This window comes from Ancylobacter lacus (assembly GCF_018390635.1).
GTDB classification, from domain to species: Bacteria; Pseudomonadota; Alphaproteobacteria; order Rhizobiales; family Xanthobacteraceae; genus Ancylobacter; species Ancylobacter lacus.
Genome location: NZ_JAHBGE010000011.1, coordinates 1 through 13817 on the forward strand (window position 1 = coordinate 1; position 13817 = coordinate 13817).

Consider the following 13817-nt stretch of genomic DNA (forward strand, 5'->3'; position numbering starts at 1 on the left):
CACCTCCGAAGCAGTGCCTCAACCTAGCATAATCAGGGGTTTTCACACAGCCTCGAGCCCGAAGAGGCCGTGGCGCGCGGGCAGATGGTGGCAGGGCCGTAGGCTCAGTTCTCGAAGACCGTCTCGATCTTGCTTTTGAGTGTCTGCGCGTTGAACGGCTTGACGATGTAATTGTTCACGCCGGCTTTCTTGGCGGCGATCACGTTTTCCGACTTGGCTTCGGCCGTGACCATGATGAAGGGCAGCGCATTGAGGCTGGCGTCGTCGCGGACCTGCTTCAGAAGTTCATAGCCGGTCATCGGCTCCATGTTCCAGTCCGAGATCACCAGGCCGTATTGCCGCTCCTTGAGCTTGCTGAGGGCTTCGGTGCCGTCGGCGGCCTCGTCGACATCCTCAAAACCGATCTGCTTGAGCAGGTTGCGTATGATACGCACCATGGTCTTGTAATCGTCGACCACAAGAACCGGCATCGACAAATCCACAGCCATAGCAAGCTCCGTCCTTATGGCGCATCTGATTTCTATGACGAGTTGATCCTCGCCATGATTCCCGAAGTTTGTAGCAATTCGTCCCTTGCGTGAAGCTTGCACGCCTACTAGGGGGCTACTTTCAAAATAGACTTGGCTTGGCCTATATAAGCTGAGTGATTATTCCTCAGCATGGGGTTGTCCATGTCCATGAACCGCCGGCCCTTTCGTATTGAAATCTGTGACCGCAAGGTGGCCGCGCTGCCTCAGGGCGCGGCTCCACCCACCGAGGGCGGCATGTCCGCCCATGTCGACCGCATCGTCGCGGAGCTGCACGACCTGCGCAGCGCCGTCTCCAAATTCGACCGCCGATGCCCGGAGATGGACCCGCAATGCGCCCGTCAGGCCCTGTGGGTCGGCATCGAGGCCATCAAGGAAGCGATCGACAACACCAAGATCGAGCTCGCCACCATCCACCATGGCAGCTCCAAGGGCGCCAAGATCGACCAGGCAACCGACGAGCTCGGCGCCGTGGTGGTCGACACCGAAGCCGCGACGGAAGAAATTCTGCAGGCCGCGGAATTCATCGACGCCACCGCGATCAGCCTTGCCAAGCAGCTGGAAGGTGAGCAGCGGCAGATGCTGCTGGAGCTGCACGCCCGGGCGACGCGGATCTTCGAATCCTGCAATTTCCAGGACATCACCGGCCAGCGCATCCGCAAGGTGGTGGACCTCATCCAGTTCGTGGAAGAGCGCGTGGCGCGCATGGCCGACATCTGGGGCGGGACGGAAGAGGTGCAGCGGATCGCCACCAGCCTCTCGAGCGAGCGCAGCGGCGACAGCGCCCTGCTCAACGGCCCCGCGCTCGCGACCGACGAGAATGTCGTGTCGCAGGACGATATCGACTCCCTGTTCGCCTGACGGCGATCCGGTCCGCGGCGGCGGACCGGCTGCCCCGGGGTGCCGGATCGCGCAGCCGGCGCCTGCCCTTCAGCCGCAAAAGGCCTTCGACGCCGGCGTCCAGCTGCCGAAGCCCGAGCGCACCAGATTGCGCATCACAGCACATACATATTTCTTCTGGGCGGGATCGTTGTCCGGTCCGGCGTTGTAGCGCGCCGCCGCCAGGGTCCAGCTTCCATGCTGCCGCTTCAGCTCGGCGAGAAAGCGGGCGGCGTAATCCACATTCTGCTGCGGGTCGAACATGTCCGCCACGGAGCGGAAGCGCTCGCCGTGCCAGCGATGGTTGATCTGCATGCAGCCGAGATCCACCAGCTGCACGCCCTGCTGCCGAAACTGGGCAAGCCTGCGTATGCCGTCCTGCACGCTGGTCGCGACATAGCTGCGCCCGGCCGCGTTCATCGCGAGCGGCTGCAACGTGCCGGCGCCGCCGGTTTCCGTCAGCCCGACCGCATAGAGGATGGCCAGCGGCACGCCATAGCGGGCCGAGGCCGCGGCCATGGCGCTCTCGCACGGCCCGTTCGGGTTGACGGCGAAGGCCGGTGTCGCAAGGCTCAGGCTAGAAGCGAGAGCGGCGATGATCGTGCGGCGCAGGGTCATCCTGTCCTCCCTCATCCGGGGTGCCGGCAAGGCCGGCGACGTCAAAATTGCGGCCCTGCACGGGCTCGGGGCGGCGGACACGCCAGGCCACGGCATCGTGGCCGGTCAGCGTCGCGGCCGGTCCGGCCCCGGCGATGACGAGATCGACCGCGCCGAAGCCATCGCCGCCGAGCTGGGCGAGCAGACCCTCGCGGTCGTCTTCCAGCAGGCGCGCGGTTTCCGGCCGCACCGCCCGCACCCGCACCTCCAGCCCGTCGCGCCCGCTGCGCAGCCGCACGGTCACCATGCCGAGCTCGACCGGGTGGAGCTGGATTTCAAGAATGCGCACCGGCCCGCCCACGGCGCCGAATTCCGCCGCCGCCGGCACGGCCGCGCCGCTGCGCGCGATCGCCTCGCCGAGCTGGGCGGCCGGGGTCGCGGCGGCGAGATCGACCACGAAGCTGCGCGGCTGGGCCGCCAGCGGCGGCAGAGCCGCGCCCACAGGGCCTGCGGCGCCGGACAGCGGGGCCATTCCGTCGAGCGCCCGCTGCGTCGCCTCGGCGTCGATCCGGCGGCGCACGGCGTGCAGATCGGCCGGTCGGCCCGGCACCCCTTCGGGTGGCGCGCGCCCGGGGGAGCCGGCACGCGGTGGGGGCGAGGGGAGCGCTGCGGCAAAGGCGCCGGTGTCGCTTCCCACCGGGGCGAAATGGGTTTCGCGCGTCACCACCGTGGCGCGCAGCGGCATGAGGGGCTCCTCCGCCTCCGGCGCTTCGGCGGTGTCCGCGACGGGAATATCGTCCGCCTCCGCCGGATCGGCCGGCTCGGCGGTGTCGGGTAGCGGGGCGGGCGTGCCGCGGGGCCGGCCGCCCTCGGCGAGGGCCATTGCCGCGGCCTCCGCCGCGCGCTGGAGGTCGTCCGGGGGCGGCTCGCCGGCCGCCGGGTCCGCCTCTCCGTCGTCGGCAGCGGACATGTCGCCCGCACCCTGCCCCTCCTCCTCCGCGCGCCAGAGGTGGCCCGCCGGCCCGGCCGCCGCGGCGGCGGCCTCCCGCGCGGCGGGGGAGAGACCGGCCGGGGAGGACGGACCCCGGTCGAGCCGATGCTCGCCGCAGCGCTCCGCCAGAAGCCCCGCGCACACCGAGGCCCGGCTGTGGGACAGCCGGCGCAGCATGTCGCCCGTGGCGCCCTCCTCCGGTTCGGCGGCGGCGGCGGTGTCCGGTCCGCCCCCGCCGGCGATGTCGTCGAGCAGGCGGTCGAAGTCCCGCCGGGCGCGCCCGTCCGGTTCCGCCGTCACCTCGCCGTTCCCCGGCACCGGACGGGCGCCGGACGAAACCACCGGGATCATTGCGGCGCCTCCTGAAGCAGGGTGTCGATCTTCTGCAGCATGCCCTGCGCCTTGGCGAGGCTGGGCGGCAGCGGTCCATCCGCGGCCGAGGCCACGGTGGCAGGCGGCACGGCCGCGGGGGCGGGCGCCCCTGCCGCGGATGCCGGCACCACGGGGGGAGCGCCCGGCACACCCGGCACGCGCGGCGCGGCCGGCGTCACGGGCGCCGGTACCGCCCGAGCCAGGGGAGGCGGTGAGGGTGCAGGCGCGGCCGGCGCGGCAACCGGCGGCGGGGAGACGACGCTGACCTCCGGCGCGCGGCGGATCGTCTCCGCCGAGGCCACGGCGGCCGCGAGGAGGGCCGCGTCGCTGCGCGACAGCCGCTCGACCGCGATGGTGCCGAGTTCGGCCAGCGCCTGGTCGAAACCCTCCGCCGAGGTGGCCAGCGCCGCGCCGTGATAGAGCCGCGCCCGGTCCGCGACGAGGCTTCCGGGCACCGCCTCCTGCGTCACCCGGTCGGCCACCCGCTGCGCCGTGCGCGTCTTGCCCTGGACGATGGACGCCTTGGCGATCATCAGCGCGATATCGAGCCGGCTGTCGACATCCAGCGGCCCCAGCAGGTCCTCCAGATGTGCCATACCGTCATCCTCATGCACGAAGTTCATGCGGGTGATGGCCGAAGCGAAGCGCTGGCGGAAATTGCCGGCATAGACGGAGTGACGGAAGCGGATGAGATAGGCCGAGCTCAGCCGCTCGAAGGTGCGCACGTCGTTGGCCTGCGCCGCCACCAGGATCTGGCGGCGCAGCGCGCCCTCCTCCACCAGCGTACCGGGCGCGACCAGCCGGGCCTCGGTCAGCAGGTTGCCGGCCCGGGCGGGATCGCGGCGCACCCACAGCGCGGCCTGGGCCAGCGCGACATGGCCGGCAAGGCTCGGCGGCAGTTTCTTCACGTCGATCTCGCCGAGCAGCTTGATGGCGTCGCTCTCGCGGCCTTCGAGAAAGGCGAGGCTGCCGAGCAGCAGCCGCTCGTCGATCGCCGGCAGCGGCGTCTGCTTCAGCACCGCGCGCAGCACGCGGGGATTTCCCCCGCTCAGGGCGAAGATGACCAGCGCCCGCGCGTTGCGCGGATCCTGCCAGGCTGACGGATCGGCCTTGAGGAACTGGCGCTGGATCTGCGCCAGAAGCTCGTTCTGGGTATCGACGGCATAGGTCTTGCCGGTGGCGATGCGGTCCTGCAGGCGCTGGAGCTGGCGCACCGCGATGTAGAGCGCCGGGGCGGAGGACTCCGGGAGGGGCGGCACCGCGGTCTCGCCCGCGGCCGTTTCCGCCGGCTTGGCGCCTTCCGGCGCGGCGGAACCCTCCTTGGCCGGCGCGGCATGCTCCTGGGCGGCATGCTCCTGAGCGCCGGATGTTGTGACACCAGCCTCCTTGGCACCAGCCTCCTGAGTGCCGGGTTCCTTGGCGGCAGGCTCCTTGGCGCCGGCTTCCGGCGCACCCGCGGCGGGCTCGTGTGCGACGGAATCCCTGGCACCGGATTCCTGTGCGACGTGCGAGGCGGCCTCTGCCGACGCGGCCGGGGCGGAAGACTGGTCCGGGGCCGGCGCGGCGGCGGGCTCCGCGGCGGGGGCGCCTGCGGCCGGAACAGCGGGAGCGGCCGCGGCCGGGGTGGCCGGGGCAGCAGCGGGTTCGGCGGCCGCGAGCCGCGTCTCGCCCGCGTCCGCGCCGCCCTCGCCCGAAGCGGTCGGCGGGTTCGCCTGCGACGAGGGGTTCGGCACGCTGCCGGCTTCCGGGGCGGGCGGGGGCGATGCCTCCGCGACCTTCGCGGCTGCCGGCTCCACAGGGCCCGAAGCGGCACGGACGCCCGCTGCCTCGGCCGACGGCTCCGGCGCCGCCGCGACGGGGACCGCCGGCGTGTCCCCGCCAGCCGGCGCGGCGTCAGGCCTCAGGGCCGGAGCCACGGGCCCAGCGGTGCCGGGCTCGCGCGGCGGCGCCTGTCCGCCCATGTCGAGGGAAGCCGCAGGCTCGGTGGCCGGAACGGCTGCCGCGGTGCGGGAGGAGGCGACGATCTCGGCCACGCGGCCGTCCGACGGCGACGCGGCTGTGGTATCGGCGGCTGCGGTCTCGGCGGCTGCGGCCGGCGCCGGCACTGCCTCGGCAACGGGCGCCGTTTGGGGCGCCGTTTGGGGCGCGGCTTGCGCGGCGGACGGCGGCACGGCTTCCGCCGGGGTGTTCGAGGGATGGAGTTCCGGCCCCGGAGGGGTGCCGGCCTTCGGCTCGCCCGCCGCCAGCACCACGGGTTCAGCCTCCGGCGGCACGGCGACGCCGGCTTGCGCCGAAGCGACGACCTCGGATGTCCGCTCGGGAAGGAGGGCCGGAACCTGGCTCGGCTCATGCTGTTCCGGCCGGGGGGCGGCTTCGGGAGCCGCCGGGGTGGCGTCGGCCATCTGGACGCTGCCGGTCGTTTCCGGCCGTTCGGGCATCTCCGGCATCTGGAGCTGCGGCAGCGACACCGGCTCGACGGGCTCGGCCGGGGCGGGCGCCACCGCGACGGCGCCGGACGCCTCGACCGGCGCCACAGCGGAGGCCCCAGGAGCGAGCGAAGCGGCAGGGGCAACAGAAGCAGCCGGGACGGCAGGAGCAGCCGCGGCCACCGTCGTCGCGGGACCGGCAGCAATGGTGGCGTCAGCGGGAGCCGCCGCCGCGGCAGAAGCGGCAGCGGGTGCGGCTGTAGCGGGTGCGGCGACGACGGGAACGGCGGCAGCCACAGCCTTGGCGGGAGGCACAGGCGCGGCAGGCGCAATCGGCGCGGCCGGCGGGGTGTCCGCGCGGGGCTGCGGCGCGGCCTCCGGGGGCGGCGCGGCGGCCGCCATGGGTTCGGGCGAAACCGCATCGGCGGCGACCGCCAGCCGCGCCGGGGCCTCGGCCGAGACAGGCCCGGCCGCGGGCGTCGCCGCGGCAACGGCGGTGTCGGCGTCCGGTGCCGGCTGCACGCCGGAATACAGCAGGAAGGCCGCCACCCAGTTGGCGTCGGGCTGGCCGACATCCATCAGCGGCATCGAGGCCAGCCCCTCGTCAAGGGTCGCGAAGGCGTCGAAGCCCTGCGGCATGGGCGGAATCGGCAGCTCCAGCGGCGTGCCAGCCTCCCCCGCATCGGCCTTCAGCGAGGCGTCGAGCGCGGCAAAGGATTTGAGATCGGCGGAGACCGGCACGCGCTGCGGGAAGATCGGCTCCCGCGCCGCCAGCTCGTTGAGATCGGCGAAATCCGCCTCATCCGCGAAGGCAATGCCCCCCGGGCCGGATTCGACGGCACCGGGACCGGTGGCGACATGGGCGGCGCCGGGATGCCCGGCCTGCGGGAGGGCCGCCGCCAGGGCGGTATCCGGCGCCGCGCCGTCCTCGGCGCCCAGGTCGGACGGACGGGGGAGCGGCAGCGGCGACGTCGCCGGCAGAGCCAGCCGTGCCGGCCGGGCGGTGCGCGGGCGCACCCCGGCCGCCGTCGTGCCGGCCGGGCGGGAAGGCCGGCCCGCGCGTGCCTCGGGGCGCAGCTCGGACCATGGATCGCCGCCGGCCGCGGCGTCCGCCGGGGCCGCATCGGGCGCGGCCTCCTGCGCCACGGCACGGAACGCCGTCAGCACCGGCGCCGCACCGGAGAGCCCGATCAGCAGGCAGCTTGCGGCAAAGGCCCCCGCCCGCCTCATGTCGCGGGCTCGCGCAGCAGGATTTCGATGCGCCGGTTCTCCGGCGCGTTGGGGTCCGCCGGGTTCTTGGGATCCCGGTCGGCGAAGCCCTCGATCGAGCCGATGCGCTTTTCGTCGAGGCCGCCGCGCACCAGCATGTAATGGGCGATGTTGGCGCGGGCGGCGGAAAGCTGCCAGTTGTCGTAATTGGCCGAGCGGAACGGGCGCGCATCGGTATGGCCCCGGATGATCACATCACCGGGCCGTTTGGCGAGGGTGGCGGCAATACGCGCCATCGCCTTCACGAGGCGGGCGTCCGGCACGGCGGAGCCGACCGGGAACATGCTGAAGTCGATGTCGTCGGTCATGCTGATCATCAGCCCCTCGCGGGTACCGCGCACCTCGACCTGCGGGCCGGCGCCGTTGCCGAGGCTCTGCCGCAGGTCCGCCTGCACCTCCTGGCGCAGCGCCTGAACCGCAGCGGCCCGCATCGCCGCGGCGTTCGCCGCATTCGCCGCGTTGGCGGTCGCCTGCGGCGCCGCGCCGGGCTGGGCAGTGCCGGCGGGGGCGGGACCGGGCTGCGCCGTGCCGGTGGCCGCGGCCCCCGTCGCGGGCTTGGCAGCGGCCGCGGGGGGAAGCTGGCCGGGCCCGATCTGGCCGGATGAGGCTTTGGCGGAGGCAGGGGTGCTGGAGGCCGGGGCGCTGGTGGCCGGCTTGCCGGCGACCGGACCGGACGGAACCGGAACAGCGTTCGAGCCGCCGGGGGGTGGATTGCCGCTGCGCGGCGCCGCTGCATCGGGGTCCGGGCCGTCCGGCGCGTCGAGCTTGCCGGGAGAGCCCGGCTTGTCGGTGAGCGCCCGGGGGCTGGACGCCATCTGCCAGTACACCGGGTCGAAGGGGTCGCGGTGCGCGTCGCCGCTCCCGGTGCCGGGGGCGCCGTTCTCGCCGATCGCGGCATCGGGGGTGGTGGCGGCGTTGGGCGGTGCCAGCGCGGAAATCTCCGCCAGCACGGCATAGGGGTCCTGGAACAGCGCGCGCTCGCGCTTGCCCTGCTGCACGTCGTCGCCGGCGCCGGTGTTCTCGCCGGCGGTGGCGCGAAGGGTCGACATGCGGTCGCCGTCGGCCGATGTGCCCTCGTCCTTCACGTCCTCCGGATCGTTCAGGCCGCGACGCTCGCTGATGGCGTCGGCGAGATTGACCGGGTTGAAGTAGTTGGCGATGGCCTTGCGGACTTCCTTGTCGGTGGCGTTGATGAGCCACATGATGAGGAAGAACGCCATCATCGCCGTCATGAAGTCGGCATGCGCGACCTTCCACGCGCTGGAGTGAGCCTCGTGCTCCTCGTCCTCGTGGCGCTTGATGATGATCAGGTCGTGGTGCTGTTCGCTCATGGCGTCACTCGTCGCCCGTGCCGAGCCGCGACAGCCAGACACCCATCTGGGTCTCGATCACCGTCGCGCCGAACCGCACCCGCACGTCGGCGCTCTCCGCCGGCTCGTAGGAGATGCGCGCGGTGTCGCCGAAGCGGGTGCGGAGCTGGTCGAGCAGATCGGCCGAGCCGGAGATGGCGATGGCCGCGCCGTCGGTGCGCAGGGCCGCCGCGATCAGCGCGTGCAGCTCCGCCAGCATGCGCTCGCCGAGGCCACGGGCGATGAAGGGGCGCACCAGACCCGCCAGCGTACCGGCGATGTCCGCCTCCAGCGCCGCGAGGCCGACCTCCAGCAGTTCGGCGAGCCGCTCGCTCTCCTGGCGCGTCCAGGCCTTGCGGTCCTCCTGCCGCTGCGCCTCGTGCCGCTGCGCCTCCTCGGCGCGCTGACGCTCGAAGGCGGCGTGCGCGGCGGCCTCGCCTTCGCGGCGGCCGCGGGCGAGCGCCTCGGCCACCAGCGTGTCGACGTCCGGCGCCGGCGGCGGCGGCGGCGCCGTGACATCCTCGAGCTCGACCGCGAGCTGGTGGAGCGAGCGCGGCACCGAATAGTCCGGCAGGTGAAGGGCGATGGCGTGCATGGTCACTGACGGCTCTCCTGCCGCAGCCACTGCCGCAGGATGGCGGCGGCCTGTTCCTCGTCAAAGTCGATGATCTGCTCGAGCCGTTTCTGCGGCGACCGGTTCAGCTTGCTGGTGATGTCCTCGATCAGGTTCACCGGACCGGCTGCAGCGGGCAGCACCTCCGTTCCACTCTCGGCGGTGCCGAGTTCGCCCGCGGCGCCCGCCGCCAGGAGCGCGACCTCCATGCTCTCTTCCTGCTCCGGCCGGGCCACGATGGCACGCACGGCAGGACGCAGGCCGAACCAGATGAGCAGGATGGAGACCACGAGGATGATGAGGGCGTTGAACACCGTCCCGGCCTGGCGGAGGAGGATCTGGGTCCAGTCGAGCGGCGGAATGGGCTCCATCGTGTTGCCGCCATCGGCGAAGGCGACGGCGGAAACCTTGAGCTTGTCGCCACGCTCCTTGTCGAAGCCGGACGCGGCGGCGACGAGCTGCTCGATGTCGTAGATCTGGGTCTCGACCGGCACGGCCTCCTTGCCGTCCTTGGCCTCGCCGGGCGGCGCGAGGCGGTCGCGGTTCACCAGGATCGCGATGGAGAGGCTCTGGATGGTGAAGCCCTCGCGCACGGTCTCGGTGGTGCGGGTCGAGATCTCGAAATTGGTCAGTTCCTCGCGGCGGTTGTTCTGCTCGTTGGAGTCGTTGCCGCCCGTCCCCTGGCCCTGCTGCGCCGGCAGGTTCTGCTGCACCGTGGTGGGCGGGGTCTTGCTGCGGTTCTGCGAGGTCCCGGCCTCCTTGATGACCCGCACCGAACGCTCGGTGCGCGAGGCCGGATCGAAAGTCGTCTCGTTGGTGCGCACCTTGTCGGTGTCGAGCCGCGAGGTGACGCTGATCTCGAAATTGCCGATGCCGAGATAGGGCGTCAGGGCGCGGCGGATCTTGGCCTCGGTTTCGCGGTTGATCTGCTCCTGCACCACCACCTTCTTGCCGGCGGCCGCATTGTTGGGATCATCCCCGGAGGCGAGGATGGCGCCGTCGGTGTTGAGCACGGTCACGGCGTCGAGCTTCATGCCCGGCAGCGCCGAGGCCACGAGGTGGCGGATCGCTTCCGCCGTCGAGGAACCGTCGAGGTCCTCGGTGCGGATGACGACCGAAGCGGAGGCCTGCTGCTGGTCGCGCCGGAAGGAGCTGCGATCCGGCAGGACGATGTGGACCCGCGCCGCCCGGATGCCCTTCATGGTCTGGATCGTGCGGGCCAGCTCGCCTTCCAGCGCCCGGACCCGGGTCACGTCCTGCATGAAGGAGGTGAGCCCCAGCGACTGCACGTCGTTGAAGAGTTCATAGCCGGAGCTGGTGCTCTGCGGCAGGCCCTTCTCGGCCAGCAGCATGCGCGCCCGCGCGGTGTCGGACGGCGCGACGAGCACCGCGGTGCCGTCGGAGCTGACGTCGAAGGAAAGCCCGGCATCCTTCAGCGCGCCGCCGATGCGGGTGACGTCCTCGCGGTTGAGATTGGCGTAGAGCGTCTCGCTGGCCGGGCGGCTGAGGTAATAGGCGCCGAGGCCGATGGTGGCGAGGACGGTGAGACCGATGAGGGCGAGGGCGACGAGGCGCCGGGCCCCCAACTGGAGCAGGTTGCTCAGGAGCATGTCGAGCTGCTGACGACCGATCATGGGTCTTTTCGCTCCGAGACGTCGCCGTCATGGCGATCAATGTGGTCAGAGAGAGAGGCGGACGCTCCGGGTGGGGGCGACCTGGAGCGTCCGCCATGACGCCGCCGCCGCCCCGGGGTGAGGAGGGCCTGGCGACGGGGCAGCGCGGGGGCAGCCGCGACGGCGGTGGTCGGGCTGAGGACCACCGTGCCCAGCCCCACCATCCCGCGATGAGCTTGCACGGGGATTGCGCGGCCTCGGGCCAGAAAGAAAAAGGCCACGCTCCGAGGAGCGTGGCCCAGTGCGCCTTGGCGGCGGGGTAGACACGAGGGAGTTCGCTGCTGACGGATCAGCCGCGGAACAGGGTCAGAACGCTCTGCGAGCTGGAGTTGGCGATGCCCAGCGACTGAACGGCGAGCTGCTGCTGAGTCTGCAGCGCCTTCAGCTTGGTCGACTCCTCTTCCATGTTCGCGTCAACGAGCGCGCCGATGGCGCGGTTGTTGGCGTCCTGGAGGGACTGCACGAAGTTCGACTGCGACTCGATACGGCTCGAGGTCGAACCCAGGGTGGTCGAAGCTTCGGTGAGGTCCGTGAGGGCCGAATCGACGATCGAGGTGTAGTTCGCCAGCTTGGCCAGGTCGGCCTTGCTCGCGGAGAGGCCCGAGATATCGATGTCCGCCACCGAGCTCACGGTCGCGACGCCCTCGGAGGTCGCCGCCACGCGGGACTTGTCGAGAATGCCGAGACTGTTGGTGCCCGAGGCGCCCAGCGAGTTCTTCAGCGCCAGCACGGCGCCGTTCAGGGCGGTCTTCTTGGAGGCTTCGGCCGTGGCGATGGCCGAGTCCTTGGTGTTCTTCGCGGTGGCATAGGCGGTGTCGCGGGTGGCGACAGCCGCCGCGTCCATCGCGCTGCCGGCGAAGGCGGTGTCCGCCGCGGCGACGGCCGTGTCATAGGCGGTCGTGGCCGTGGTGGAGGCCGTGGAGAAGGCGGTGTCGGCGGTGGTCTTGGCGGTCGAATAGGTCGCCGAGGCCGTCGTCACCGCAGCAGCGACCGCCGTGTGCACGGTGGTGTTGCTGTCGTACAGCTTGAAGCTGCTGGTATCGATGTCGATCGTGTCCACCTGCACGGCGTCGCCGGTGCGGGAGAACGACGCCACCATCGACTTGGTCGCGTTGTAGTTGGCAGCGCTGGAGTCGACCGACAGCCAGTTGGAACCGGAGATGACGGTGCTGTTCGCGTTGCTCTTGATCTGGCTGAGCAGGCTGGTGATTTCAGTCTGCAGCTTCTTGCGGTCCGCGTCGGGAGACGCCGCCGTGATCAGCTTTTCCTTGACCTTCTGGAGAGCGGTGCGCGCGGTGTCGAGACCGGTGTTGACGGTGTCGACGGAAGACTTGGCGAGGCCGAGAGAGTCCTTCACCGCGCCGAGCGCGCCGTTGTCCGAACGGGTCGTGGTAGCGATCGACCAGTAGGCCGCGTTGTCGGCCGCCGAATTGACGCGGAGACCGGTGGAAACGTGGTTGTTGGTCTGGTCGAGGCTGGAATTGATCGTCCGCAGGGTCTGGAGAGCGACCATGGAGGACGAATTGGTCATCAGGCTGGTCATATCGAAATGTCCCTATGAGTGAGAAAACTGGGGACATACCGGGCTTACACCGGCATGGCGGGAGCGGCATCATGCCTTTGCGGGAAGAACCGGCCCGTCTGGATCGGGGCTTCCCCTGTTCGCCTTTGGAGCGAACCAACCTGCCATGGAAATCACGATGCCCGAGCAAGCTTGCGCCAGGCTTGCGCCCCTCCGCACCCGGGATGACAGCGGCACCGGACGGAATCGAAAGGGGCGGCGCCGGACCGGCACCGCCCCTTTTTCCGACGAAACGGATGAGCCCTCAGAAGAAGGACCGCACGAGACCGCCGACCAGAAGGTTCCACCCGTCGATCAGGATGAAGAACAGGATCTTGAACGGCAGTGCGATCACCGCGGGGGGCATCATCATCATGCCCATCGACATGACCAGCGTCGCCACGATCATGTCGATGATGAGGAACGGCAACACGATCAGGAAGCCGATCTCGAAGCCGCGCCGCAGTTCGGAGATCATGAAGGCCGGGATCAGGATGCGCAGCTCGATCTTGTCCGCCGTCTCGGAAGGGGGCTGTCCGCCTTCGGCGGCAAGGTCGGCGAAGGTGCGCAGGTCCTTTTCGCGCACGTGGGCCTGCATGAACTCCCGGAACGGCTCGGCGATCTTGGCGAACGCCTCCTCCTCGCTGATCTGGTTCTGGGTGAGCGGCTGGACGCCTTCCTTCCAGGCCCGCTCGAAGGTGGGCCCCATGACGTAGAACGTCATGAAGAGCGCCAGCGAGATCATCACCAGATTGCCCGGCGTCGATTGCAGCCCGATGCCGGAGCGCAGGAAGGACAAGGCAATGACGAAGCGGGTGAAGCTGGTCACCATGATCAGCAGCCCGGGGGCCACCGACAGCACGGTGAGGAGGGCCACCATCTGGACGATGCGGCCCGACGCCGCCGCGCCCCCGCTGTCCTGCAGGATCTGGGAGAGGCTGGGCGCGCTCTGCGCCATGGCAGGGCCGGCAAGGGCGAGGAAGACGGGGACGAGCCCAAGGCTTCCCGCCAGCCGTGGCAGGGTCGGACGGCTCATTGCACCACCATCGTTTCGAGGACCAGTTCCTGGATCTTGCCGTCGCCGCGCTGGATCGCGCGTTCGTTGAGATCCTCGCGCAGATGCAGCAGGCCGCTGGGACCCTCGAGCTGGCTGAGGGTGACGGTGCGCAGGTAGACCACCATGTCCTCGCGGATCTGGGCGGCCGTGACGTCGGGATGGGGCAGCTCGCCCTTCTTGAAGATGATGCCCGCCTCGAGCCGGACGAAGATGCCGCTCGGCGCCGCCAGATTGGCGATGACCGGCTTCAGCTCCTGCAGGATCGTGTCCTTGTCGGAATAGGCGAGCTTCTCGGCTTCGGAGGCCGGCGGCTCTGCCTTCGTCTTTTCCGCGACGATCTGCTCGACCGTCGAGGCGAGCTTGATGCCGAGACCGCCGCCCGTTCCCGCCGACAGCAGCGTCAGGACGAGGAGCGCCAGGATGACGCTGCCGGCGCCGCTGCGGCTCGGCGCCGGTTCGGCCTTGGCAATGGGAGCCTTCGCCATGGATGTCCACTCTTCTCA

General features: G+C 70.8%; 11 protein-coding genes. 1 reads left to right on the top strand and 10 read right to left on the bottom strand.

Annotated elements, in window-relative coordinates:
• Positions 1-104: 104 nt before the first annotated feature.
• Positions 105-488, bottom strand: a complete 384-nt coding sequence (locus tag KHC27_RS03125) for a response regulator (RefSeq protein WP_213334926.1) — start codon at positions 486-488, stop codon at positions 105-107.
• Positions 489-719: 231 nt separating this feature from the next.
• On the opposite strand from KHC27_RS03125, the gene KHC27_RS03130 reads away from it, so the two are divergent.
• Positions 720-1388 carry a protein phosphatase CheZ gene (locus tag KHC27_RS03130; RefSeq protein ID WP_343210819.1) on the top strand — a complete coding sequence of 223 codons (669 nt, stop codon included), beginning with the start codon at positions 720-722 and terminating at the stop codon, positions 1386-1388.
• 69 nt (positions 1389-1457) lie between these two features.
• Here KHC27_RS03130 and KHC27_RS03135 read toward each other — a convergent pair whose 3' ends face one another.
• The 9 genes from KHC27_RS03135 to KHC27_RS03175 form a co-directional block, all read right to left on the bottom strand.
• The gene (locus tag KHC27_RS03135) at positions 1458-2024 is read right to left on the bottom strand and encodes a lytic transglycosylase domain-containing protein (RefSeq protein ID WP_213334929.1); all 567 of its coding nucleotides are present in this window, start codon (positions 2022-2024) and stop codon (positions 1458-1460) included.
• Positions 1984-3345, bottom strand: coding sequence for a flagellar hook-length control protein FliK (gene fliK, locus KHC27_RS03140; protein ID WP_213334932.1), 1362 nt, complete (start codon positions 3343-3345; stop codon positions 1984-1986). Before fliK ends, KHC27_RS03135 begins: the two co-directional genes overlap by 41 nt.
• Complete coding sequence (locus KHC27_RS03145) at positions 3342-7022, bottom strand: hypothetical protein (protein WP_213334935.1); 3681 nt, start codon at positions 7020-7022, stop codon at positions 3342-3344. The genes fliK and KHC27_RS03145 overlap by 4 nt, the downstream gene beginning before the upstream one ends.
• Positions 7019-8392 carry a MotB family protein gene (locus KHC27_RS03150; protein ID WP_213334938.1) on the bottom strand — a complete coding sequence of 458 codons (1374 nt, stop codon included), beginning with the start codon at positions 8390-8392 and terminating at the stop codon, positions 7019-7021. Before KHC27_RS03150 ends, KHC27_RS03145 begins: the two co-directional genes overlap by 4 nt.
• A gap of 4 nt (positions 8393-8396) precedes the next feature.
• Positions 8397-9011: a hypothetical protein gene (locus tag KHC27_RS03155; protein ID WP_213334942.1), complete on the bottom strand. Its 615-nt coding sequence runs from the start codon at positions 9009-9011 to the stop codon at positions 8397-8399.
• Positions 9008-10657: a flagellar basal-body MS-ring/collar protein FliF gene (fliF, locus tag KHC27_RS03160; protein WP_213334945.1), complete on the bottom strand. Its 1650-nt coding sequence runs from the start codon at positions 10655-10657 to the stop codon at positions 9008-9010. Before fliF ends, KHC27_RS03155 begins: the two co-directional genes overlap by 4 nt.
• A 328-nt stretch (positions 10658-10985) precedes the next feature.
• Positions 10986-12239 carry a flagellin N-terminal helical domain-containing protein gene (locus KHC27_RS03165; protein WP_213334949.1) on the bottom strand — a complete coding sequence of 418 codons (1254 nt, stop codon included), beginning with the start codon at positions 12237-12239 and terminating at the stop codon, positions 10986-10988.
• A 283-nt stretch (positions 12240-12522) separates the two neighbouring features.
• Positions 12523-13215 carry a flagellar type III secretion system pore protein FliP gene (fliP, locus tag KHC27_RS03170; protein WP_246518806.1) on the bottom strand — a complete coding sequence of 231 codons (693 nt, stop codon included), beginning with the start codon at positions 13213-13215 and terminating at the stop codon, positions 12523-12525.
• 74 nt (positions 13216-13289) lie between these two features.
• Positions 13290-13799: a flagellar basal body-associated FliL family protein gene (locus tag KHC27_RS03175; RefSeq protein ID WP_213334953.1), complete on the bottom strand. Its 510-nt coding sequence runs from the start codon at positions 13797-13799 to the stop codon at positions 13290-13292.
• Positions 13800-13817: the final 18 nt, after the last annotated feature.